Origin of the sequence: Lysobacter koreensis, from assembly GCF_042677045.1 — a bacterium.
Classification (GTDB): domain Bacteria; phylum Pseudomonadota; class Gammaproteobacteria; order Xanthomonadales; family Xanthomonadaceae; genus Lysobacter_K; species Lysobacter_K koreensis.
In genome coordinates this window covers 47,768-68,492 of sequence record NZ_JBHTIH010000006.1, presented here as the reverse complement: position 1 = coordinate 68,492, position 20,725 = coordinate 47,768, and the positions used below count along the sequence as shown (strand labels likewise).

Annotated in this window: 23 protein-coding genes; 11 read left to right on the top strand and 12 right to left on the bottom strand. The window is 69.5% G+C overall.

The window, feature by feature from the left end:
- The first annotated feature begins 37 nt into the window (after positions 1-37).
- A complete protein-coding gene (msrA, locus tag ACFQZQ_RS11725; RefSeq protein ID WP_386812981.1) occupies positions 38-691 on the top strand; it encodes a peptide-methionine (S)-S-oxide reductase MsrA in 654 nt (217 codons plus the stop codon).
- Positions 692-733: 42 nt separating this feature from the next.
- Here msrA and ACFQZQ_RS11720 read toward each other — a convergent pair whose 3' ends face one another.
- The 3 genes from ACFQZQ_RS11720 to ACFQZQ_RS11710 form a co-directional block, all read right to left on the bottom strand.
- Complete coding sequence (locus ACFQZQ_RS11720; protein WP_386812980.1) at positions 734-2,023, bottom strand: XAC2610-related protein; 1,290 nt, start codon at positions 2,021-2,023, stop codon at positions 734-736.
- A gap of 100 nt (positions 2,024-2,123) precedes the next feature.
- Positions 2,124-2,792, bottom strand: coding sequence for a hypothetical protein (locus ACFQZQ_RS11715; protein ID WP_386812979.1), 669 nt, complete (start codon positions 2,790-2,792; stop codon positions 2,124-2,126).
- Positions 2,789-3,736 (bottom strand): LysR substrate-binding domain-containing protein, encoded by a 948-nt coding sequence (locus ACFQZQ_RS11710; protein WP_386812978.1) that lies wholly within the window; start codon positions 3,734-3,736, stop codon positions 2,789-2,791. Before ACFQZQ_RS11710 ends, ACFQZQ_RS11715 begins: the two co-directional genes overlap by 4 nt.
- 188 nt (positions 3,737-3,924) lie before the next feature.
- Here ACFQZQ_RS11710 and ACFQZQ_RS11705 point away from each other — a divergent pair, with 188 nt between their 5' ends.
- Both ACFQZQ_RS11705 and ACFQZQ_RS11700 read left to right on the top strand, forming a co-directional pair.
- Positions 3,925-4,464 carry a peroxiredoxin gene (locus ACFQZQ_RS11705; RefSeq protein ID WP_386812977.1) on the top strand — a complete coding sequence of 180 codons (540 nt, stop codon included), beginning with the start codon at positions 3,925-3,927 and terminating at the stop codon, positions 4,462-4,464.
- Between the two features lie 252 nt (positions 4,465-4,716).
- Positions 4,717-5,250 carry a carboxymuconolactone decarboxylase family protein gene (locus ACFQZQ_RS11700; protein WP_386812976.1) on the top strand — a complete coding sequence of 178 codons (534 nt, stop codon included), beginning with the start codon at positions 4,717-4,719 and terminating at the stop codon, positions 5,248-5,250.
- 89 nt (positions 5,251-5,339) lie between these two features.
- Here the strand turns inward: ACFQZQ_RS11700 and ACFQZQ_RS11695 are convergent, their stop codons facing one another.
- Positions 5,340-6,212: an alpha/beta hydrolase gene (locus ACFQZQ_RS11695; RefSeq protein WP_386812975.1), complete on the bottom strand. Its 873-nt coding sequence runs from the start codon at positions 6,210-6,212 to the stop codon at positions 5,340-5,342.
- A 102-nt stretch (positions 6,213-6,314) separates the two neighbouring features.
- Here ACFQZQ_RS11695 and prmC point away from each other — a divergent pair, with 102 nt between their 5' ends.
- Entirely contained in the window at positions 6,315-7,151 is an 837-nt protein-coding gene (prmC, locus tag ACFQZQ_RS11690; protein ID WP_386812974.1) for a peptide chain release factor N(5)-glutamine methyltransferase, read from the top strand.
- Between the two features lie 24 nt (positions 7,152-7,175).
- On the opposite strand, the gene ACFQZQ_RS11685 is transcribed toward prmC, so the two are convergent.
- Positions 7,176-8,276 (bottom strand): GGDEF domain-containing protein, encoded by a 1,101-nt coding sequence (locus ACFQZQ_RS11685; protein ID WP_386812973.1) that lies wholly within the window; start codon positions 8,274-8,276, stop codon positions 7,176-7,178.
- A gap of 127 nt (positions 8,277-8,403) precedes the next feature.
- Here ACFQZQ_RS11685 and pip point away from each other — a divergent pair, with 127 nt between their 5' ends.
- The gene (gene pip / locus ACFQZQ_RS11680; protein ID WP_386812972.1) at positions 8,404-9,345 is read left to right on the top strand and encodes a prolyl aminopeptidase; all 942 of its coding nucleotides are present in this window, start codon (positions 8,404-8,406) and stop codon (positions 9,343-9,345) included.
- A 148-nt stretch (positions 9,346-9,493) separates the two neighbouring features.
- Here pip and ACFQZQ_RS11675 read toward each other — a convergent pair whose 3' ends face one another.
- From ACFQZQ_RS11675 to ACFQZQ_RS11665, 3 genes are all read right to left on the bottom strand, one after another.
- On the bottom strand, positions 9,494-10,042 hold the full coding sequence (locus tag ACFQZQ_RS11675) for an NUDIX hydrolase (RefSeq protein WP_386812971.1): 549 nt from the start codon (positions 10,040-10,042) through the stop codon (positions 9,494-9,496).
- A gap of 169 nt (positions 10,043-10,211) precedes the next feature.
- The gene (locus ACFQZQ_RS11670) at positions 10,212-11,144 is read right to left on the bottom strand and encodes a 5'-3' exonuclease (RefSeq protein ID WP_386812970.1); all 933 of its coding nucleotides are present in this window, start codon (positions 11,142-11,144) and stop codon (positions 10,212-10,214) included.
- Positions 11,132-11,656: a nitroreductase family protein gene (locus tag ACFQZQ_RS11665; protein WP_386813049.1), complete on the bottom strand. Its 525-nt coding sequence runs from the start codon at positions 11,654-11,656 to the stop codon at positions 11,132-11,134. Before ACFQZQ_RS11665 ends, ACFQZQ_RS11670 begins: the two co-directional genes overlap by 13 nt.
- 162 nt (positions 11,657-11,818) lie before the next feature.
- Here ACFQZQ_RS11665 and ACFQZQ_RS11660 point away from each other — a divergent pair, with 162 nt between their 5' ends.
- The 4 genes from ACFQZQ_RS11660 (at position 11,819) to ACFQZQ_RS11645 (ending at position 16,972) form a co-directional block, all read left to right on the top strand.
- Complete coding sequence (locus ACFQZQ_RS11660; protein WP_386812969.1) at positions 11,819-14,152, top strand: DUF1631 family protein; 2,334 nt, start codon at positions 11,819-11,821, stop codon at positions 14,150-14,152.
- Positions 14,153-14,252: 100 nt separating this feature from the next.
- Positions 14,253-15,413: an NAD(P) transhydrogenase subunit alpha gene (locus ACFQZQ_RS11655; RefSeq protein ID WP_386812968.1), complete on the top strand. Its 1,161-nt coding sequence runs from the start codon at positions 14,253-14,255 to the stop codon at positions 15,411-15,413.
- Between the two features lie 528 nt (positions 15,414-15,941).
- A complete protein-coding gene (locus ACFQZQ_RS11650; RefSeq protein ID WP_386812967.1) occupies positions 15,942-16,466 on the top strand; it encodes a hypothetical protein in 525 nt (174 codons plus the stop codon).
- Positions 16,467-16,510: 44 nt separating this feature from the next.
- Positions 16,511-16,972, top strand: a complete 462-nt coding sequence (locus tag ACFQZQ_RS11645; protein ID WP_386812966.1) for a GNAT family N-acetyltransferase — start codon at positions 16,511-16,513, stop codon at positions 16,970-16,972.
- 58 nt (positions 16,973-17,030) lie between these two features.
- Here the strand turns inward: ACFQZQ_RS11645 and ACFQZQ_RS11640 are convergent, their stop codons facing one another.
- From ACFQZQ_RS11640 to ACFQZQ_RS11625, 4 genes are read right to left on the bottom strand one after another with little or no spacing between them, the layout of a single operon-like run.
- On the bottom strand, positions 17,031-17,480 hold the full coding sequence (locus tag ACFQZQ_RS11640; protein WP_386812965.1) for a DUF3106 domain-containing protein: 450 nt from the start codon (positions 17,478-17,480) through the stop codon (positions 17,031-17,033).
- Positions 17,481-17,485: 5 nt separating this feature from the next.
- Entirely contained in the window at positions 17,486-17,869 is a 384-nt protein-coding gene (locus ACFQZQ_RS11635; protein ID WP_386812964.1) for a hypothetical protein, read from the bottom strand.
- Entirely contained in the window at positions 17,866-18,486 is a 621-nt protein-coding gene (locus ACFQZQ_RS11630) for an RNA polymerase sigma factor (protein WP_386812962.1), read from the bottom strand. Before ACFQZQ_RS11630 ends, ACFQZQ_RS11635 begins: the two co-directional genes overlap by 4 nt.
- Before the next feature lie 12 nt (positions 18,487-18,498).
- The gene (locus ACFQZQ_RS11625; RefSeq protein WP_386812961.1) at positions 18,499-18,837 is read right to left on the bottom strand and encodes a hypothetical protein; all 339 of its coding nucleotides are present in this window, start codon (positions 18,835-18,837) and stop codon (positions 18,499-18,501) included.
- 151 nt (positions 18,838-18,988) lie between these two features.
- Between ACFQZQ_RS11625 and ACFQZQ_RS11620 the strand changes: the two genes are divergently transcribed.
- Entirely contained in the window at positions 18,989-19,303 is a 315-nt protein-coding gene (locus ACFQZQ_RS11620) for an NAD(P) transhydrogenase subunit alpha (protein ID WP_386812960.1), read from the top strand.
- Positions 19,300-20,712, top strand: a complete 1,413-nt coding sequence (locus tag ACFQZQ_RS11615) for an NAD(P)(+) transhydrogenase (Re/Si-specific) subunit beta (protein ID WP_386812959.1) — start codon at positions 19,300-19,302, stop codon at positions 20,710-20,712. Before ACFQZQ_RS11620 ends, ACFQZQ_RS11615 begins: the two co-directional genes overlap by 4 nt.
- The last annotated feature ends 13 nt before the right edge of the window (positions 20,713-20,725 follow it).

Genomic DNA, 20,725 nt, shown 5'->3' with positions numbered 1-20,725 from the left:
CAGGTCAACTGTTCTTCAGGTCTTGAGGAGTCGCTTCATGCTCGGCATCGGTGCCCACAAACAACGCCTGCCGCGTCCCGAGGACGCGCTCCCCGGCCGCGCGACGGAAATGCCGCTGCGCTCGAATGCCCACCACGTCCACGGCCGGCCGCTGCGCGATGCATTCGCCGGGCTGGCGCGGGTGCAGTTCGGGATGGGTTGCTTCTGGGGCGCGGAACGCAAGTTCTGGTCGCTGCCCGGCGTGGTCACCACGGCCGTGGGTTACGCCGGCGGCTACACGCCCAACCCGACCTACCGCGAGGTCTGCAGCGGCGAGACCGGGCATACCGAAGCGGTGCTGGTGGTCTTCGATCCTTCATTGGTGTCGTTCGAAGCGCTGCTCAAGGTGTTCTGGGAAAGCCACGACCCGACCCAGGGCATGCGCCAGGGCAACGACGCCGGCAGCCAGTACCGCTCGGCGATCTACTGCGAAGACGACGCGCAGTACCAGGCTGCGCTGGCCAGCCGCGATGCCTTCCAGCTGCGCCTGAGCGCAGCCGGCTTCGGCGCGATCACCACCGAGATCGTGCATCCGGCGCCGACCTTCTACTACGCCGAGGACGACCACCAGCAGTACCTGGCGAAGAACCCGGCCGGCTACTGCGGCCTGGGCGGCACCGGCGTGAGCTGCGCGATCGGGGTCGATGCGTAGGGTGGATGCAACAATCAGTTGGGAATGAACGCGTGATCGCGATTAAGGCCTTTCCGTACTGCACAGGTCACCGTTGCGTGTGCCCATGAGCTGGTGTCCTATGCGGGCGGTGTCCAAATCAAAATAGGGAACGATTGGACACCAGCGCATCCCTTGCGCGGTCGACACCTGCTGCCAATCGACGCCATGGCTGTGCGTGAGGTGGGGTCCAGCGCCGGTTTGCGACCCTTGCCAGACTTCAACCCGCGTACGCGGGTCTAGGTACTCCAGTTCGTCATCGAATTCCTCTGGGGCGTCGCCCGGCTCAAGACGTAGGCGCCCCTCACGCAATGTCAGCATTGGTGCAGACGAGATCCGTCCATCGCGATATTCAGGCATCACGTAGACGGTGCTGAAACGACCGCCCTTGCGGACTGGCATCACGTAGCTCTCCCGCCGATCGACCTGGATTAGTTCGCCGTCCTTCCAGCGGTAGGTGTCGATGCCGTGGGAGCCAGCTCCAGCACGCCAGAAGCTATGCACGATCTTGTGCTCAGGGTCGAGCTGGGGAGAAGGAATTTCCTGCAAGCTTTGCGGCGCGTCGAAGAAGCGCCTCCGTTTCGGGTCGAACAGCCAGGACTGCTGCGGGACATTGGGTCCGGCGGGCAGGGACAGCGCAATGCTGATGTCCAGCCAACCGTCGAAGTTCATGTCGACGATCTCCGGCGTAAAAAGGCTGCAAGTGCCTTCTGAGTTGGTATCAAGCTGTTGGATCAACTTTCGATCCTGGTATATGCGGATCGCCGTTACCCGTGGCGGTTTATCGCAGTCACCCTCGGATTTCGGTAGGGCATCGGCCACGACAGCCAACTCGTAAGGGAACGCGTTTCCGGCGCCCATCGACGCTTGCAATGTCACCTTCAGCGTGCGCTTGTCTTCCGGACTGCGCCAGAAACCGTGCGCACCGTTGGCGTGGAACCGCAGGTGCCAGCGACCGGTAACGCGACCATCGTTGACCTCATGGGATTCTGCCAGTTCCGCGGCACCGTCCCGCAAGCGGCCATGCAATTGCAGTACGGCACCGCCAGATTTGCATGTGTCGTAGCAGTAGGTGCCCGACATATGGTCGCCTTGGCGTTGCAGATAATTCACCTGCACGGGATGGGTGCCAATCGTGCCCGTGTAGCGGCGCGTCCAAACTGCGAATTCGACCGCGGCCGGGGTTGGCAAGAGGTCGGGGGCATGGTCAGGTGGAGCAAGCGCCGGCCCAGCTACTAGCAAGGTCAGCGCACCGATCAGCATCCAGCTCACAAGATTGATTCCATTCGAATGTTGGTTCGATCCGCTGGTCATGTCACTGGTCCGCGTCGGCTGATGACAGCTGGCGGGCTGCGACAACGCGCTGCGGCTCAGGAGTCACGCCAGCCTAAGGTCTCGCCCTCAAGAATCGCGGTTACTCAACCCGCGTGATCGCGCAGACGTAGACGATTTCGCAGCCGCCGGCGCCGGTGTCCTCGCGCGAGGTCGAGCTGCGCCAGCGCCAGCCATCGGCGGACTGCGCGTCGACCAGCCAGCCGTCGATGCGCACGCGCTGGCCTTCGTCCACCGCGTCGAGCGCGCGCGCGATCACCTTGTCGGCGGGGATCAGGTGCATGTTGGCGCTGGAGCGGGTGATCTCCGGTGGCGGGATCGGGGCGTCGTCGCCGCGCCAGCGGTAGTGGTACCAGCGGCCGGCCTGGTTGATCTCCAGTTGTGCCAGCACCGCGTCGTCGCGCATGCGGCCCCAGCCCAGCGCGAGGTCGGTCGGCGCCAGCCGGCCCTCGCGGCCGTGGGCGTAATCCCGGCGCGATAGCACGCGGGCGTCGATGCTGAAGCCGGCCAGCGGCGCCAAGGTGGCGTCGCCGGCGCGGAACGGCGCGAGCGTGGACGGCGGCGCCGACTGCCGCGGCGCGTCGCCGGGGGCGACCCGCGGCGGCAGCGCGCAGGCGGCGTGGGTGATGGTGGATGCTGCACCGGCCGCGGGAGCGCGCGGCGGACGCAGCCACAGCCACCACGCGGCCCACGCCAACGCCGCCAACGCCGCCAGCGCCAACGCCCCGAGCGCGGCGCGGCCAACCCTCATGCGCGCGGCGCGCGCGGTCTGGGCGCCTTGGCGGCCACCACGGGCGCTGCGAGCAAGGCCGGCGGCAGCTTGCGGAACTCCGCCGCCAGCTGCTGCAGGAACCCGCCCATCGCCGAGCTGCGCCGCCACAGCATCGCGATGCGGCGGTGCGGTGCCTCGCCGCGGAACGGCAGCAACGCGATGTCCGGCGACACCGGCACCGGCGGCTGCACCGCGAGCATCGGCAGCAGAGTGATGCCCACGCCGGAGGCGACCATCTGCCGCAGCGTCTCCAGGCTGGTCGCGCGGAAGCCGTCGCGCTCGTCGGCGCCGGCCATGCGGCACACGTCCAGCGCCTGGTCGCGCAGGCAGTGGCCTTCCTCGAGCAGCAGCAGGTGCTGGTCGTCGAGGTCGTGCAGGTCGAGCGAGGCGCGCCGCGCCATCGCGTGGCGTTGCGGCACCGCCAGCAGGAACGGCTCATCGAACAGCGGCTCGACGTGCAACTGCTCGTCGTGGATCGGCAGCGCCAGCAGGCCGGCGTCGAGGCGACCGTCGCGCAGGCGGGCGAGGATCTGGTCGGTCTTCTCCTCGACCAGCAGCAGTTCCAGCCGCGGGAAGCGCGCGCGCAGGCCGGGCAGCACGTGCGGCAGCAGGTAGGGGGCAAGGGTCGGGAACAGCCCCAGCCGCACCGTGCCCGCCTCGGGGTCCTGGCTGCGGCGGGCGATCTCGGCCATCTGCTCGACGTCGGCGATCACCTTGCGTGCGCGCTGGGCGATGTCGTGGCCGATCGGGGTCAGCATCACCCGGCGCGGCGCGCGTTCGACCAGCGACACGCCCAGCTCGTCCTCGAGTTTCTTGATCTGGGTCGACAGGGTCGGCTGGCTGACGAAGCTGGCGGTCGCGGCGCGGCCGAAATGCTTGTGGTCGGCGAGGGCGACCAGATACTTGAGATCGCGCAGGTTCACGGGTGGGGTCCGGCAAGCCATTGGGATTGGCTATCGCCATCATAGGAACAATTCATTTCCGCAATCAATCGCGCTCGTCCAAGATGCCTGCCATCGCGGCCGCATGACACGGCGGCAACAGCGCCCGACGCACACTGCGCGGTCCGCGGCCCACCCGTTCTTCAACCCACCATCGACAGGAGTCGAACATGCTTTCCATCGGCGACAAGTTCCCCCAGTTCAAGGTCAAGGCCACCGTCGGCATCGACAGCCTCGATAGCGCGTTCGCGGACATCGACAACGACACCTACAAGGGCAAGTGGACCCTGGTGTTCTTCTACCCGAAGGACTTCACCTTCGTCTGCCCGACCGAGATCAAGGGCTTCGGCGACCTCAACCAGCAGTTCCTCGACCGCGACTGCCAGGTGCTGGCCGCCAGCACCGACAGCGAGTTCGTGCACCTGGCTTGGCGCAAGGACCACAAGGACCTGCGCGACCTGCCCTTCCCGATGCTGGCCGACATCAAGAAGGACCTGACCAGCGCGCTGGGCATCCTGACGGAGGACGGCGTGGCGCAGCGCGCGACGTTCCTGGTCGACCCGGACGGCATCATCCGCTTCGTCTACGTCACCGACGGTTCGGTCGGCCGCAACCCGCAGGAAGTGCTGCGCGTGCTCGACGCGCTGCAGACCGACGAGCTGTGCCCGTGCAACTGGCACCAGGGCGAGAGCGTGCTCAAGGTCGCCTGACCTCGCGCACGCGCCGCTACACGGGGCCGGCCACGACTGCCGGCTTGCGTTCCCCATTCCGCACGCCGCCGGCTCCCCCCCGGCGCTCCCTCCCCCCAGCGTGCGGGGTGCTGCAGCCGGGGCTCGCCCCCGGCTGCTTTTTCCGAATCTTATGCGCCACGCCGCCCGCAGCCCGCGACGGTGGTGGCGACCGCGTGCCGCCAGGCGCGCGCCCTCCGCGTCGCCGCATGACGCCACCCAGGAGCTTTCCCGATGAGCCTTTCCGATCTTCGCAATTCGCTGCCCGACTACGCCAAGGACCTCAAGCTCAACCTCGACAGCGTGCTCGGCGAGTCCGGTTCGCCGGGCCTCGACGGCAAGCAGATCCGCGTGATCGCGCTGGCCTCGGCGATCGCCGGCCGTTACGCACCACTGGTCGCCGCGATCGAGGCGTTCGCGGCCGAGCAACTGTCGCCCGAGGAAATCAACGGCGCCAAGGCGGCGGCCGCGATCATGGCGATGAACAACGTCTACTACCGCGCCACCCACCTGATCCACAACGACGAGTACGGCAAGCTGCGCACCGGCCTGCGCATGAACGTGATGGCCAACCCCGGCGTCGACAAGATCACCTTCGAGCTGGCCTCGCTGGCGGTGTCGGCAATCAATGGCTGCGGCGCGTGCATGGACTCGCACGAGCGCGTGATCCGCCAGCACGAGGTCAAGGCCGAGGGCGTGCAGAGCGCGCTCAAGATCGGCGCGGTCGTGCACGCGGTCGCGGTGACGCTGGAGCAGTCGGCCGGCTGACCGTCGCTGCGTCGCGCGTCGCATCTATCGCGTGTCATCCCCCGCGAGAAATCAGTTCGATCGCGGCGCTGCAACTCGCAGGCCGCGGTTCAAGGCGCGGCCGCGACCGGTTCGCGCCGGCCGTCGACAAACGCCACGATCGCCGGCAGCACCGCCGGCGATCGCTGTGGGTCGTACAGCCCCGCCAGCGGCGCGCTGTGGCCGCCGCCGGGCAGGATCAGCAGGCGCGCATCGATTCCCGCCGCGCGCAGCTTCGCGTCCATCTCGACGCTGTCGCGCGATTCGACCACGCGGTCGCGGTCGCCATGGATCAGCAGGAACGGCGGTTCGTTGCCATCGACGAAATTGATCGCCTGCGCCTGCGGCCACTGCGCGGGCGGGCCGAACACCTTGGTGTACTGGCCATTGATCACGAAGTCGTACGGACCGGACAGGCCGATCACGCCGGCCAGGTCGCGCGGCTGCAGGCCATGGCGGCTGAGGTAGCGCGGGTCGGTGCCCAGCAACGCCGCGATCTGTGCGCCGGCCGAATGCCCGGCGATGTACAGGCGCCGCGGGTCGCCGCGGTAGTCCGCGGCGTGTTGCCGCGCCCACGCCACTGCACGCGCGGCGTCGTCGACGAACGCGGGAAAGCCCGCATGCGGAAAGGTGCGGTAGTCGGCGACAATCGCCAGCACGCCCTGCTGCGCGAGCCGGCGCCCGACGAAGCGGTACTGCTCGCGTTCGCCGCGCTGCCAGCCGCCGCCGTAGAAGAACAGCACCGTGGGCACCGTCCCCGTGCTGCCGCCCTGCGGCCGGTAGACGTCGAGCGACAGGCCCAGCTCCGGCGCGAACGCGACGGTCGACTCCGGCGGCGGCAGGCCGCGATTGGCGAAACCGAAGATCGCCCGCTCGCATCCGGCAGTGAGCAGCGCGGTCAGGGTCAGGGCAGCGGCGGAGAGGGTGGGGCGCAGTCGGGGCATGCGTCGAGCGTTCCTGAGCAAGGGTGAGCGTGGCGTCGGCGCCGCGTACGATGCGCGCTCAGGCGGAACCTGCTTTTTGCCGACACCGAGGAATACGCCCGCATGGCCCGGATAGATGCATTGCTGCGCGCGGCGCGTTCACAAATCGGCGGCCACCTCGAATCCGGCGAAGCCGAGTGGCTGCTTGCGCACCTGCTCGGCCAGTCGCGCGGCTGGCTGTACGCACATGGCGACCACGAACTCGATGCAGAAGTGGCAGCCAGCTTCGACGCCCTGCTCGCGCGCCGGGTTGCCGGCGAGCCAGTCGCCTACCTGACCGGCCATCGCGGCTTCTGGCACTTCGACCTGCAGGTCACGCCTGCGACGCTGATCCCACGCCCGGAGACCGAGTTGCTGGTCGAACTCGCGCTCGCGCGCCTGCCGGCCGGGCGCGTGCTGCGCGTCGCCGACCTGGGCACCGGCAGTGGCGCGATCGCGCTGGCGATCGCCCACGAACGTCCGCTCGCGCAGGTGGTCGCCACCGATGCCAGCGCCGCTGCGCTCGACGTCGCGCGCGCCAACGCGCAGGCGCTGGGGCTGGGCAACATCGCGTTCCGCGAAGGCGACTGGTGCGCGCCGCTGGTCGACGAGGTGTTCGACCTGATTGCCAGCAACCCGCCGTACCTCGCCGATGACGACGACCACCTCGGGCGCGGCGATCTGCGCTTCGAGCCGCGCAGCGCGCTCGCGTCCGGTCCGGACGGGCTGGAAGCGTTCCGCGCGATTGCCCGCGATGCGCCCCGGCACCTGCACCCGGGTGGCTGGCTGCTGTTCGAACACGGCTGGGACCAGGGCGACGCGGTGCGCGCGGTGCTGGACGCGGCGGGATTCATCGATGTGCAGACCGCACCCGACCTGGCGCAACGCGATCGCATCAGTTTCGGGCGCCGGGCCGCGTAGCGGGTCCAATGGCAACCGGCCGGGCTAGGACGCGACGGCCGACTCGATCCGGTTGCGGCCGTTGCGCTTGGCGCGCAGAAGGGCGGCATCGGCGCGGTCCATCAGGCCAGCCAGAGACTCACCGGGAGAGCGCTCGGCGACGCCGACGCACAAGGTCCCCGGCACCGGGCCGCTGTCGGATTCGAAGTTGCGGCGGATGCGCCCGGCCACCTCGTGGGCCCGTAGCGCGCCGGCGCCGGTCAACAGCACGGCGAACTCCTCGCCGCCCAGGCGCGCGACCAGGTCGTGTTCGCGGACCTCGTTGCGGATCAGCTGCGCGGCGCGCTCGATCACCGCGTCGCCGGCCGCGTGGCCGTGGCGGTCGTTGATCGACTTGAAGTGATCAAGGTCGAGGAACAGCAGCGACACCGGTAGATCCTTGGCGTCGGCGGCCGCCAGCGTCGCGGTCGCCTGGGTGTTCCAGCCGGCGCGGTTGAGCACGCCGGTCAGCGCGTCCTCGACCGCGCGACGTTCCAGTTCCGCGCGCAGTAGCGCCGACGCATTGGCGGCGTGCATGCGCTGGCGCCACAACGCAAACGCGGACAGCACCGAGGCGCCCAGGTACACCGTGTAGTGATACCAGGCGACGGCGTCCACCTGCGCGATCGCCAGAGCGATGGCCAAGGGCACCAGGCTGCCCAGCATGCCGCCCACGAAGTAGCGCAGGCTGGACCAGGCCGGCCCCGAGACCATGATCACCAGCATCATGGTGTTGATCGGAGCCATCAGTCGGGTCTGGTCGAAGTACAGATTCAGGCTGGTGCCGGTCGAAGCCAGCAGCAGCTGCACATAGACCCACATCGCCAGCTGGCCCGAGGTGCGAGCGTTGCGCGCCAGCAGCCAGGGCAAGAACATCATCGCGATCAAGCCGCAGCGCAGCAGCAGCACCAGTCGGGTATGCCGCTCGAGGATGAAGAAATCGCCGATGGCCAGCACCGCGAACAGGCCCAGGCCAGTCAGCATCAGGCGCCGGATCGTGGCGACCCGCCGTGGCGACAGCGGGTCGCGGTCTGGCGTCGGCAATCGGGAGTTGGGCAAGGCATCGTCCTCGGCGTCGCCCGGAGCCTGCCGGCCTTGGGGTGTCATTGCCGCCGTTATCGGCGCGCTCGGCGAAGACTGTAGCCCGCGCTGCGGCCCAGGCCGGTGAAGTAGCCCTTGGTCTGCCGCCGACCCGGAATCGCTAGACTGGCTGCAGTCCCCTGCGAGGTGTCCGATGCGCGCGCTCTATCCCGAGATCGAACCGTTCGACACCGGCACCCTCCAGGTCGACGACCGCCACACGCTGTATTACGAGCAGTGCGGCAACCCGGACGGCAAGCCGGTGGTGCTGCTGCACGGCGGCCCGGGCGCGGGCTGCAGCCCGAAGATGCGGCGCTTCCACGACCCGGCCAGGTACCGCATCGTGCTGTTCGACCAGCGCGGCAGCGGCCGCTCGACCCCGCACGCCGACCTCGTCGACAACAGCACCTGGCACCTGGTCGCCGACATCGAGACCTTGCGTGCCAAGCTCGGCATCGAGGCCTGGCAGGTGTTCGGCGGCTCGTGGGGCTCGACCCTGGCACTGGCCTACGCCCAGAAGCACCCGCAGCGCGTCACCGAACTGGTGCTGCGCGGGATCTTCATGCTGCGGCGCTGGGAGCTGGAATGGTTCTACCAGGAAGGCGCCTCGCGCCTGTTCCCGGATGCGTGGGAGCACTACCTCGCGGCGATCCCGCCGGAAGAGCATGGCAACCTGATCGGCGCGTTCCACCGCCGCCTGACCTCCGACGACGAGGTCGTCCGGCTGGCCGCGGCGCGCGCGTGGAGCGTCTGGGAAGGCGCGACCAGCTTCCTGCACATCGACCAAGACTTCGCCAACAGCCACGAAGACCCGCAGTTCGCGCTCGCGTTCGCGCGCATCGAGAACCACTACTTCGTCAACGCCGGCTTCTTCGACGCCGACGACCAGCTGCTGCGCGACGCGCACAAGATCGCGCACATCCCCGGCGTGATCGTGCACGGCCGCTACGACGTGGTCTGCCCGGTCGCCAACGCCTGGGACCTGCACCAGGCCTGGCCCAAGGCGCAGCTGACGATCACCCCGGCCTCGGGGCACTCGGCGTTCGAGGCGGAGAACGTCGACGCGCTGGTGCAGGCTACTGACCGGTTCGCGTAGGGCGGGCTTCAGCCCGCCGTCGTCATGCCCGGTGTACGGTGCATAACGGATCGCGATCCGGTGTTGCGGTTCCTCGCGAGCTTGTGGCGGCGGGATGGCGGGTTAAAACCCGCCCTACGGTAGGGGCAGGCCCGCCGGCCGTCTGCCCTCAGGCCGGACTGCCATCCGGGTTGCGATCGATCATCCACAGCCCGGCCCACAGCTTGAGGTCGAGTTCGAAGCCTTCGGCCTGCTTGCGCACCAGCCAGGCCGGCGCGTCGGCGCGCGGCACCTGGTGCACGATGATGTCCTCGCCCTCGACGCCGCCGCCGGCGCCGACCTGGCGCAGGTCGCGCGCGCGCACGAACGCGATGCGCTCGCTGCTCATGCCCGAGGACGTCGGCCCGGTCAGCAGCACCTCGACCCGGCCCGGCTCCCAGCCGGTTTCCTCGACCAGTTCGCGGCGCGCGGCATCGGCCAGGGTGTCGTGGGCATGGTCGTCGCCGACCAGGCCGGCCGGCATCTCGATGGTGCGGCTGTTCAACGGCACCCGGAACTGCTCGACGAACAGCACGTGGTCGTCGGGGGTGACGGCGATGATGATCACCGCCATGCCGTTGCCGTGGGTGCGTTCGGCGAACTCCCAGCGACCGCGGCGGCGCATCCGCAGCCACTGGCCTTCGTAGAGGGTCTCGAGCGTCGGGTCGGGGTTGTCCATGCGGCCGATGCTAACCGCGGCCGCTGGCGGAAGCACGGCCGCGCCATCGTGCCTGCTGTAGGAGCGGCTTCAGCCGCGAGCTCTTGAATTTGATCTGACGGCCGCGCTTCGGGCGCCAACCTTGGCGGTGGTGGAAAAGCTCGCGGCTGAAGCCGCTCCTACGACGGCTTCACGCCGCCGGCGCGAACTCCAGCCCCGCGGCCGCGTACAGCCGGCGCCGGGTCATCGGCCCGAAGCGCATGACGTCGCACAGCGCGCGCAGTTCGCCGGCGTCGGCGTTGCCGCGCACGAAGTGGCCGGCGGCGCCGTCCAGCGGCGCGTCCAGCGCGATCGTCGACAGCTGCCGGCACAGCAGCGCCTGCTCGCGGTGCGCGCGCAACTTCGCGGCGGCGCTCGCGGCGCCGCGCAGGCGCAGGAACGGCACCTCTTCGACCCGGGCCAGCAACGCATCGAGGGTGTCGAAGTGCGCGAGCAGCGCCGCTGCGGTCTTGGCGCCGATGCCCGGCACGCCGGGGATGTTGTCGACCGCATCGCCGCACAGCGCCAGGTAGTCGGCGATCTGCCCCGCGTGCACGCCGTGGCGCGCATGCACGCCGTCGGCGCCCCAGCGCTGGTTGCGGGCGTAGTCCCATTGCTCGTCGAACTCGCCGAGGAGTTGCGACAGGTCCTTGTCGGCCGACACGATCACCGCGCGGAAGCCGTGCGCGCGCGCCGCATGCACGGCGCTGCCGATCAGATCGTCGGCCTCGTACTCGCGGTGGCCGAGCACGCTCAGCCCCAGCGTGGCGCACAGCGCCTTGCAGTGCGCGAACTGGCGGCGCAGTTCCTCCGGCGCGGGCTCGCGGTTGGCCTTGTAGGCCGGGTACAGCGCGTTGCGGAAGCACGAGTCGAGCGCCTCGTCGAACGCGACCGCGATGTGCTGCGGGCGCGCGCGCTCGATCAGTTCCAGCAGGAAGCGCGCGAAGCCGTGCACGGCGTTGGTCGGCCAGCCGTCGGCGTCGTGGAACTCGTTGGGCATCGAATGCCAGGCGCGGAACACGTACAGGCTGGCATCGACCAGGTACAGCGGCGGGCGCGCACCCACGGCGCTCATGGCGCCCATTCGCTGAGCAGGTCGCGCGGGTCGGGGCGCTCGCGCTCGGGTACGGCGAGCGTCGGCGTGCCCAGGTGGATGAAGCCGACGATGTGCTCGTGCGCATCGAGCCCGAACCAGCGCGCGATCTCGGGATCGTAGGCGGCCCACCCGGTCAGCCAGCAGCCACGGTAGCCGAGGGCCTGCGCAGCCTGCAACAGCGCGAAGCACACGCAGCCGGCGCTGAGCAGGCGCTCCTGCTCGGGGATCTTCGGGTCCGGACCGAGCCGGGCGACCACCACCACGATCAGCGGCGCGTGCGAGAAGCGGCCGCGGTCCTTCTCGATCAGCGCCTCGCCGGCGTCGGGGTCGCGCTCGCGGTGGCGCGCGGCCAGGCGTTCGCCCAGCGCGTGGCGCGCGTCGCCGCGGATCGACAGGAACCGCCACGGCACGCGCTTGCCGTGGTCGGGCACGCGCACCGCCGACTGCAGCAGGCGCAGCAGCGTGGCCTGGTCGGGACCGGGCTCGGCCAGGTGCAGCATCGGCACCGAACGGCGGGCGTCGAGGCTCGCCAGCGCGGCGTCGTGGCGCGGGTCAGGCGCGGGCACCGGGGGCGGGCCGAAGTTTATTTGGGACATGAATCACAGATCTGGAATGTGGGGCAGGAAGTGACGCAGCTTGCCACTATCCTGCGGTCGTAGTCGGTGTTGCGCGCAGTCGCGGCGCTTCCGCGGTGCTTTATTGGGGATCTCACAGTGTCAGGCCAACCGCTCGGCGTGCACGCCACGCGTACCGATCCTGTACGCGTTTTGGAAGAGATGAAACGCCTCGCCGTCGAACAGCTCGGCGCAATCCCCGGTGCCCTGTACCGGCCGGTGGAGCAGGCCCTGCAGTCGCCCAGCGCCAGCGCCGAGTCGTTCCACGACCAGGCGGCGTTGCTGGTGCTGCGCCAGCATAGCGCGAGCCACGTGATGCGCTTCCGCCAGCAGATCGCGCAGGGCTTCGACGAGTTCCGCACGCCGCGGATCCGCGACGTCGCGCTGATGGGGCTGATCGACGAGCACCTGATCGACTTCCACCTCGCCGGGCAACGCCTGGCCGAGATCCTCGACCAGCGCTACCAGCAGCCGCTGGACGCGATGAAGCACCGCCTGATCGGCCTGGCCGCGGCGCTGCGGCTGGAGTCGGCCGGCAACCCGATCTCGCCGGCGCGGCTGGCCGATGCGTTCGTCGAGACCTTCGGCGATGCCGGCCTGCCCGAGGCGCTGGCCGGGCTGATGTTCCGCCAGTACCAGCAGGAACTCGCGCGGGTGCTCGACGACCTCTACGAGCGCATCAACACGCTGCTGGCGGACGCCGGCTACGACGCTGTCGGGCATTACGCGGCCGCGAATCGTGCGGCGCCGGCGGCGCCGGTCCGGTCGCCGTCATCGCTCGACGAGCAGGTGGCGCCGCGCTACCCGCAACCGCCTGCCTTCAATTCCGCTAACGTCCCGGCCGAGTACGCTGCGCACCCCGCGCACCCCGCGCACCCCGCCTATTCGCACGCCGCGCCGGCATCGGCGCCGATGCCCGCCGCCACCCAGCATGTCTCGGCCGAGCTGGCCGGCCTGCGCGCGCAGCTGCGGGCCTGGCGCACCACTGACGCACCGCACGCGCCGCACGCGGCTCCGGCCCCGTACGGCTACCACCCGCATCGCCCGCCGCCGCCGCGGCGCGAGCTGCGCGTGCAGGAAGTGGTCAGCATCGCCTCGCTGCTGCAGCCCGAGCCGCCGGACGCGTACGCGCGCGCGCTGACCGTGTCCGGCCGCCTCGCCGAGGCGATCCGTGCGCACCTCACCGAGGGCGCGCGCCGGCTGGGCCTGAACCCGGAGCAGACCCGCTTCAGCGTCGACGAAGAAGACGCGATCGACCTGGTCGCGCTGCTGTTCGAATCGCTGTTCCGCACCCATGCGCTGCAGGACCGCGCGCGCCGGCTGTACGCGCGGCTGGTGCTGCCCTACGTCAAGGTGGCGCTGGTCAACGACGCGATGTTCGTGCAACCCGAGCACCCCGCGCGCCGCCTGCTCGACGCGATCACCGAGGCCTGCGAGGACAACTCCGCGGCCACCCCGCAGGACCGCGAGCTGCTTGAGCGCGCCGCCGCGGTGTCGCAACGCGTGGTCGCCGAATACAACGAGGACCTGGCGGTGTTCGAGCTGGCGCACGCCGAGCTCGAAGACCTGCTGGTGCAGCAGCGCCGCCGCACCGAGCTGCAGGAAACCCGCGCGGCCAAGGCCACCCACGGCCGCGAGCGCCTCAACGAGGCGCGTTCGCAGGCCGACACCGTGCTGCAACGCCGGCTGACCGCGCCGCCGCTGACGTCGGCGGTGGCCAACTTCCTGGTCACCCCTTGGCGCCACCACCTGGTGCAGACCCTGCTGCGCGACGGCGCCGAAAGCGTGCGCCTGGCCGATGCGGTGCAGCTGGGCAACGCGCTGGTCGAGGCCGACCGCTTGGCCGAGGCCGGTCGCGGCCGCGAGCTGGCCGACCGCCTGCTCGCGCTGCAGCCGGCGATCGTGGAATGCCTGGCCAGTTCCGGTCTCGACGACGGCGCCGCGCGCCACGGCATGGCCGGGCTGGTGCGTGAGCTGGCCAACCCGGACACGCCGCGCGCGCTGCATGCCGCGCCGCCGTCGGACGTGTCCGACGAGCCTGCCGAAGAGGGTTCCCGCCTGTGGCTCGCCGGTGGCACCGACACCATTGCCCATGATCCCGGCGTCGCCGCGCTGATGCGCCGGCTGCAGCCGGGCGAGTGGCTGCGCCTGACCGATGCGCACGGCGAGGCGGTCTCGGTGCGCGTCGCCTGGATCAGCCCGCTGACCTCGCGCCTGCTGCTGGTCAACCGCCGCGGCCTGCGCGTGCTGGTGGCCGCGCCGGAGGAACTGGCGGTGCTGGTCGGCGCCGGGCGGCTGCTGGTCGGCGCCGAACGCACGCCGTTCAACGAGGCGATGCGCCAGCTCAAGGACCGCCTCGACTACGCGGTCGGGCAGCGCTGAGCCCACAGGTCATGCGCGACCGGCGACGTTCGCCGGCGCGTGTTCGCTAGACAGCGTGCGCACACGCTACGATGCCGGCGACCTTCGCGGAGCGCATGGCATGGTGAACACGGCAGTCCCCGATGCGACGACCGACGTTGCGGCAAGCAACGTCGTCACGAGTCCCAAAGCGGCGATCATCGTCGCCATTGCCCGCGAAACCGCCCTCGGCGAGCGCCGCGTCGCGGCCACCCCGGAAACCTGCAAGAAGCTGATCGCGCTCGGCGCGCACGTGCGCGTGCAGCGCGGTGCGGGCCTGGGCGCGAGTTTTACCGACGACTCCTACGCCCAGACCGGCGCGCAGCTGGTCGACGACACCGGCGCGGCGCTGGACGGCGCCGACCTGGTGTTGTGCGTGCAGCCGCCGGACGCGGCCACGATCGGCCGCCTGAAGAACGGCGCGACCCTGGTCGGCTCGCTCGCCCCGCAGGCCGACGCCGCGCGCGGCGACGCGCTGCAGGCACGCGGCATCCTCGCGTTCCCGCTCGAACGGCTGCCGCGCACCACCCGCGCGCAGGCGATGGACGTGCTCAGTTCGCAGGCCGGCATGGCCGGCTACAAGGCGGTGCTGATCGCGGCCACGCTCGCGCCGCGCTTCTTCCCGATGCTGACCACCGCCGCCGGCACGATCCGGCCTTCCAAGGTGCTGATCGTCGGCGCCGGTGTCGCCGGCCTGCAGGCGGTCGCCACCGCCAAGCGCCTGGGCGCGCAGGTCGAAGGCTTCGACGTGCGCCCGGAAACCCGCGAACAGATCGAATCGCTCGGCGGCAAGTTCCTCGACCTGGGCGTCAGCGCCGCGGGCGAGGGCGGCTACGCGCGCGCGCTCACCGACGCAGAACGCGCCGAGCAGCAGCGCCGGCTCGGCGAGCACCTCAAGAACATCGACGTCGTGGTCTGCACCGCCGCGGTGCCCGGCCGTCCCGCGCCGAAGATCATCACCGCGGCGATGATCGCCGGCATGAAGCCCGGCAGCGTGCTGGTTGACCTGGCCGCCGAGACCGGCGGCAACTGCGAACTCACCCATCCCGGCCAGACCATCGACAGCAACGGCGTCACCATCGCCGGCCCGCTCAACCTCGCCAGCCAGGGCGCGGTGCACGCCAGCGAGATGTACGCGCGCAACGTGCTCAACTTCGTCAGCCTGTTCGTCAAGGACGGCGCGCTGGCGTTCGACTGGAACGACGAGCTGCTGACGAAGACAGTGTGGCCGGAGCGGGGGTAGGCGGGAGCTCAGCGATCTGGTCGCGCTCGGCCCAGCGGATGCCGATCGTGGTCGGCAGCAACTACTCGTTACAAGTTAGGTACCCATGATGGTTCTTGCCCGCTGGTTCTTGGCTCTACTTTTGACTGCACAACCCATCGCGCCTGTACTTAGCGCGCGACCATCTGACTCCGTGTTTGTGACCGCTGATGCCGGTGTCGTCGTCTCGATTCGGGCTACAGCAGGAGAAGTGCCGCTTCTCAGCCCGGAGCGCTCGCTCGCGCTCGAGACACGCTTGTCTGCTGGGTCATACCTTGTTTCAATTTTCTGCGCCTTTGTCACAAAAGACGGGCAGCTGGTTTCGTTCACCACGTCCGACCGAGACATTCCCCAGCAGGTGAACTTCAGGGCAGGGCATCGCTATCACCTGTCCTGCGTCCCGAACCGCGCCGGCGTGCTGCGGGTTAAGGAATCGCTTGCGGCACCGAAAGATTCCTCGCAGCCACCCCCGCTTCGCGGCTCATCTTAATTTCAGGCATTAGCCCTGCCATGTTCTATATCGCCATTCCGATCATGCTTGCATTGGCTACTGCCGGGCCGCGGCCGCCTAGGGGCGTGGAAGTCGATGACGTCCGGATGGTATCGGCCCTCTCGCAGACTCCGCAGGATTGCCTTTCCTACACACGGGATGGCGCTTCAATTCTGTTCGAAGGTCGCAGGATCTCCAACGCGGCTCAGCAGACCAGAAAAATGTGGAGTAGCGAAGCCGAACGGACGGCAAATCTATTTGCGTTTCGTGCGCGGCAGTTGGTGCAAGCTGCATCCAGATCTCCAGACCGCTTCGGTTGCCGGGCAGTGAATGCTTCCGTCGATATTAACGCCTTGTTCGTGCTGCTGGAGGAAATAGAGGCAGGCAGGGCCGCGGTGGTATCAGAGGACGGACAGTTTCAGCCCAAACTGGCAATTCACTATGTAGGCAGCCCTTGCGGAAATCTCTGCGGCATAGGAACCATTAGCGTGTCGTTACCCGACAGTGGGACGTCGCTACTCAGTCTCCTCTGGTGGCAGGTCTAGCAATTGTTAGGAGCTTTGCGTCACCGGAGCTAAGACAAATCCGCATGAACGTCGAGATACTTGATCCGCTCGAGGCAGCGGCGCAGGCACTGATTGCCAGGCTCGATGAGCATTTGGCCGCTCTGTACGACTTTGCGATCAACCATGCCGCGAGCGTCCAGTCGATGGAGTTGCCCAGCGTCCGCTTCCTGGGGGCATACGTTGACGGCGAACTGATCGGGTGTGGCGCGGTCAGGACCGTCGAGGGCGACTGCACCTACGGCGAGATCAAGAAGGTGTTCGTCACGGAGGAACACCGTGGCCATGGCCACTCCAAGGCCATCGTGCGTGAGCTGGAGGCGCACCTTAGGCGCACCGGAGTGAGGGTAGCGAGGCTCGCGACCGGCATCAGGCAGCCGGAGGCGATTTCGCTGTACGCCAGCCTCGGCTATGTCCGTCGTCCGCCATTCGCTGCTCAAACGGCGGACTCATCGACGGTGTACATGGAGAAGCAGCTGGACGCCTGACTATCGATGCGAGCCGAGGCCGCTGCGCGGCGCGACCTGCTTCAGCTGCCAGGCCGCGTCAACGCTGCGGCGCGTTCTCCTGCTGCCACGCCTTACGCTGCTCCGGTGTCATCGCGCGCCACTTCGCCTTCAACGCGGCGCGCTGCTCGGGCGGCAGGGAGCGCATCTTGCCGTACAGCGCGCGCATCTGGGCGCGCTGCTCCGGGTCCATGTGTTCCCAGCGCTTCATGCCGCGGTGCGCGCGCTGGCGCTCGTCGGGGGTCATGCGCTGCCAGCGCTGGGCGTGGTTGAGCATGCGCGGGCGCTGCGCGGGTTCGGCGTTCCAGCGCTCGCGCAGCGGCGCGATCAGCTGCTCTCGCTGCGCGGGACTGAGCTGTTCCCAGGCCGGCAACGGCGCGGCCGGGTCGGCGGCCAGCGCGGGCGCGGCGATGGCCAGCAGCGCACACAGCGCGAGCGCGCGCAGGCCCGGCACGCGGCGCGCGACGGCAGGAAAGGCAGACATCGACATGGTGGTCACTCCAGCGCAGGCATCGGCTCGTCGTTCGCGGCGAGCCACAGGTAAAGGTCGGGATTCTCGTCGAGCACGGCGACCGAATCGTCAAAGGCCGAGGCGGTGGTGTCCGCCAGTGCCAGCGGTTGCTCGGTGGCTGGCGACGTCGCCGGCGTCGGGCCGCGCAGCTGCAGGCCGATCGCGAGCGCGAACACCGCCGCGCAGCCGGTCGCCAGTACCCAACCGAATGCTGGTCGGGCTGGCGCGCGGCTGGCTTCGGTCGTACGACGCGCGGGGCGCAAGCGCAGCCGCGTGTTCGGGCTGATCCGCTCCAGCGACTGCGCGTGCAGCGCGCGCATCGCGTCGTCGAACGCGTGGTCGTCGTGGTTGGGTGGTGGGTGTTTCATCGCCATGCCTCCAGTTGCCGCTGCAGCGCTTCGCGCGCGCGCGACAGGTGGGTTTTGACTGAGCCTTCGCTGCAGCCCATCGCCTGCGCGGTCGCGGCGACGTCGAGTTCTTCCAGGATGCGCAAGGTGAACGCCTCGCGCTGCCGGCGCGGCAGCGCGCGCAGCGCATCGGCGAGCTTGCCGTAAGCCTCGCGGCCGTCGTGCTGGCGCGAGGGGTCCGGGCCATCGTCGGCCCATTCGACCGCGCTGCCGTCGTCGTTATGCGGTGCCGGCATCAGCCAGCGCAGGCGGAACGTGCGCCGCCGCTGGATGTCGACGATGCGGCTGCGCAGGATCGACCAGAACAGGGGCGTCCATTCCGCCGCCGGGCGCTCGCGGTAAGCGAGCATCTTCATCATCGCGTCCTGCACCGCGTCCAGCGCGTCGTCGCGCTGGCGCAGGCCGAGTTCGGCGAAGCGGAACGCGCGGCTGCCCAGGCCGGCGAGGAACTCCTCCAGCGTCGCCGGCTCGCGCGGCGCCGGCGCGGCGCCGGCGCCGCGTGGGTCGCGACCGACCGCGTCCGCGGACGCGGCGGTCTGGAGGGCGTCGTCGGCATCGGCAGTCACGCGTTGCAGCATACGGTCGCCGGCTTAATGGCGGCGGTCCCAGCGCCGGTCGAAGCGCTGGCCGCGCCGCTCCCAGCGCGCGGCGAGGCGGTCGCCACGCCGGTCGAGGCGCTGCTCGGTGCGTTCGCCGCGGCGGTCGACCCGCGCGGCGGCGCGCTCGCGGCCGTGGTCGTACAGCCAGTCGGCGCGGCGGTCGCTGCGCGCCTCGATGCGGTCGCCGCGGCGGTCCAGGCGGTGGTCGATGCGCTCGCCGTGGCGGTCCATGCGGCGTTCGACGCGATCGCCGAAGTCGCCGGCGGTCGCGCTGCCGGCGGCGCCGGCGGTCAACAGCAACAGCACGGCCAAGGTCTTGGGTAGTTTCATGGTCTGCTCCTCGTCGCGGTGGGTGGTGTCTTGCCCCTGCGAGGAGGACAACGCCCGGCCCCAATGCCGGTTGACAGGTCCCGCGCCACCCAGCGACGGGTGTCGTTCACTCATGGTTATGATGGCCGCGACTGGGCATGGGGCAGGGACGATGGGCAACGGATTCGTGGCGCTGTACATCTTCATGCTGGCGGCGATCGCCGGCCACGTGATCATTTCGCGGGTGCCGGTGATCCTGCACACGCCGCTGATGTCGGGGTCGAACTTCATCCACGGCATCGTCCTGATCGGCGCGATGGTAGTGCTCGGCCACGCCGACACCACGCTGGAGAAGGCGATCGGCTTCGTCGCGGTGCTGCTCGGCGCGGGCAACGCCGCCGGCGGCTACGTGGTGACCGAGCGGATGCTGGAGATGTTCAAGTCCAGCAAGAAGCCGGGCACCGACCTCAAAGGCGGCAAGGCATGAGTACCCTGGCCTGGATCGCCTCGGCCAGCTATTTCGTTGCCGCGACCCTGTTCCTGCTCGGCCTGCAGCGCATGGCCTCGCCGGTGACCGCGCGCAGCGGCATCCGCTGGGCCGGCATGGGCATGGTCATCGCGACCGCGGCCACCTTCCTGCTGCCCGACCTGCACAACATGGGACTGATCGTCACCGCGCTGGTGATCGGCACCGCGCTGGCATGGATCTCGGGCAAGAAGGTCGCGATCACCGACATGCCGCAGATGGTCGCGCTGTACAACGGCATGGGCGGCGGCTCGGCGGCGGCGATCGGCGCGGTCGAACTGCTCAAGTACGCGCAGCGGACTGGTACCGATGGAGCGGCCGCACTCGCGCCGCCGTCGACGGTGACCCTGGTGCTGGCGGTGCTCGGTGCGCTGATCGGCGCGGTCTCGCTGTCGGGCTCGATCATCGCCTGGGCCAAGCTCGACGGGCGCATGGACAAGCGCTACACGTTCCCCGGCCAGCAGTGGTTCAACGCCGCGGTCGCGGTCGCGGCGGTGGTGCTTGGCGGCATCGTGATTTATTCGCTCGGGGTGCCGGCGATCATCGCGTTCTTCCTGGTCGCGCTCGCGCTGGGCGTGCTGATGACGCTGCCGATCGGCGGTGCCGACATGCCGGTGGTGATCTCGCTGTACAACGCGCTGACCGGGCTGGCGGTGGCGTTCGAGGGCTACGTGCTCGGCAACGAGGCCCTGATCATCGCCGGCATGATGGTCGGCGCGGCCGGCATGCTGCTCACGCGGCTGATGGCCAAGGCGATGAACCGACCGATCAGCGGCGTGCTGTTCTCCAACTTCGGCGGCGGCGGGCAGATGCAGGAGATCGGCGGCGCGCAAAAGCCGATCGAGGCCGGCGACGTCGCCGCGATGATGGCCTACGCCGAACGCGTGGTGATCGTGCCCGGCTACGGCCTGGCCGTGGCGCAGGCGCAGCACAAGGTGTGGGAGCTGACCCAGAAGCTGATCGAGCGCGGGGTCAAGGTGAAGTTCGCGATCCACCCCGTCGCCGGGCGCATGCCCGGGCACATGAACGTGCTGCTGGCCGAGGCCGGCGTGCCGTACGACCTGATCGCCGACATGGACGACATCAACCCCGAGTTCCCCAACACCGACGTGGCGCTGGTGATCGGCGCCAACGACGTGGTCAACCCGGTCGCCAAGACCGACCCGGCCAGCCCGATCTACGGCATGCCGATCCTCGACGTGGTCAACGCGAAGAACTCGGTGGTGATCAAGCGCGGCAAGGGCACCGGTTTCGCGGGCATTGAGAACGCGCTGTTCTACGCCGACAACACCCGGATGCTGTACGGCGACGGCGCCGAGATGGTCAGCGCATTGGTGTCGGAGTTGAAGGCGCTCGACGGCGGGCACTGAGCCAGCTAATGGC

What these genes read in the sequence shown, in the direction of transcription:
- ACFQZQ_RS11640 (WP_386812965.1), bottom strand. Translation starts at nt 17,480, where the DNA reads ATGTCGATGTCTGCCTTTCCTGCCGTCGCGCGCCGCGTGCCGGGCCTG.
- ACFQZQ_RS11700 (WP_386812976.1), top strand. Translation starts at nt 4,717, where the DNA reads ATGAGCCTTTCCGATCTTCGCAATTCGCTGCCCGACTACGCCAAGGAC.
- ACFQZQ_RS11655 (WP_386812968.1), top strand. Translation starts at nt 14,253, where the DNA reads ATGGTGAACACGGCAGTCCCCGATGCGACGACCGACGTTGCGGCAAGC.
- ACFQZQ_RS11645 (WP_386812966.1), top strand. Translation starts at nt 16,511, where the DNA reads ATGAACGTCGAGATACTTGATCCGCTCGAGGCAGCGGCGCAGGCACTG.
- prmC (WP_386812974.1), top strand. Translation starts at nt 6,315, where the DNA reads ATGGCCCGGATAGATGCATTGCTGCGCGCGGCGCGTTCACAAATCGGC.
- ACFQZQ_RS11620 (WP_386812960.1), top strand. Translation starts at nt 18,989, where the DNA reads ATGGGCAACGGATTCGTGGCGCTGTACATCTTCATGCTGGCGGCGATC.
- ACFQZQ_RS11665 (WP_386813049.1), bottom strand. Translation starts at nt 11,656, where the DNA reads ATGCTGCACCTGGCCGAGCCCGGTCCCGACCAGGCCACGCTGCTGCGC.
- ACFQZQ_RS11695 (WP_386812975.1), bottom strand. Translation starts at nt 6,212, where the DNA reads ATGCCCCGACTGCGCCCCACCCTCTCCGCCGCTGCCCTGACCCTGACC.
- ACFQZQ_RS11615 (WP_386812959.1), top strand. Translation starts at nt 19,300, where the DNA reads ATGAGTACCCTGGCCTGGATCGCCTCGGCCAGCTATTTCGTTGCCGCG.
- msrA (WP_386812981.1), top strand. Translation starts at nt 38, where the DNA reads ATGCTCGGCATCGGTGCCCACAAACAACGCCTGCCGCGTCCCGAGGAC.
- ACFQZQ_RS11630 (WP_386812962.1), bottom strand. Translation starts at nt 18,486, where the DNA reads ATGCTGCAACGCGTGACTGCCGATGCCGACGACGCCCTCCAGACCGCC.
- pip (WP_386812972.1), top strand. Translation starts at nt 8,404, where the DNA reads ATGCGCGCGCTCTATCCCGAGATCGAACCGTTCGACACCGGCACCCTC.
- ACFQZQ_RS11685 (WP_386812973.1), bottom strand. Translation starts at nt 8,276, where the DNA reads ATGACACCCCAAGGCCGGCAGGCTCCGGGCGACGCCGAGGACGATGCC.
- ACFQZQ_RS11675 (WP_386812971.1), bottom strand. Translation starts at nt 10,042, where the DNA reads ATGGACAACCCCGACCCGACGCTCGAGACCCTCTACGAAGGCCAGTGG.
- ACFQZQ_RS11635 (WP_386812964.1), bottom strand. Translation starts at nt 17,869, where the DNA reads ATGAAACACCCACCACCCAACCACGACGACCACGCGTTCGACGACGCG.
- ACFQZQ_RS11715 (WP_386812979.1), bottom strand. Translation starts at nt 2,792, where the DNA reads ATGAGGGTTGGCCGCGCCGCGCTCGGGGCGTTGGCGCTGGCGGCGTTG.
- ACFQZQ_RS11670 (WP_386812970.1), bottom strand. Translation starts at nt 11,144, where the DNA reads ATGGGCGCCATGAGCGCCGTGGGTGCGCGCCCGCCGCTGTACCTGGTC.
- ACFQZQ_RS11625 (WP_386812961.1), bottom strand. Translation starts at nt 18,837, where the DNA reads ATGAAACTACCCAAGACCTTGGCCGTGCTGTTGCTGTTGACCGCCGGC.
- ACFQZQ_RS11705 (WP_386812977.1), top strand. Translation starts at nt 3,925, where the DNA reads ATGCTTTCCATCGGCGACAAGTTCCCCCAGTTCAAGGTCAAGGCCACC.
- ACFQZQ_RS11720 (WP_386812980.1), bottom strand. Translation starts at nt 2,023, where the DNA reads ATGACCAGCGGATCGAACCAACATTCGAATGGAATCAATCTTGTGAGC.
- ACFQZQ_RS11650 (WP_386812967.1), top strand. Translation starts at nt 15,942, where the DNA reads ATGTTCTATATCGCCATTCCGATCATGCTTGCATTGGCTACTGCCGGG.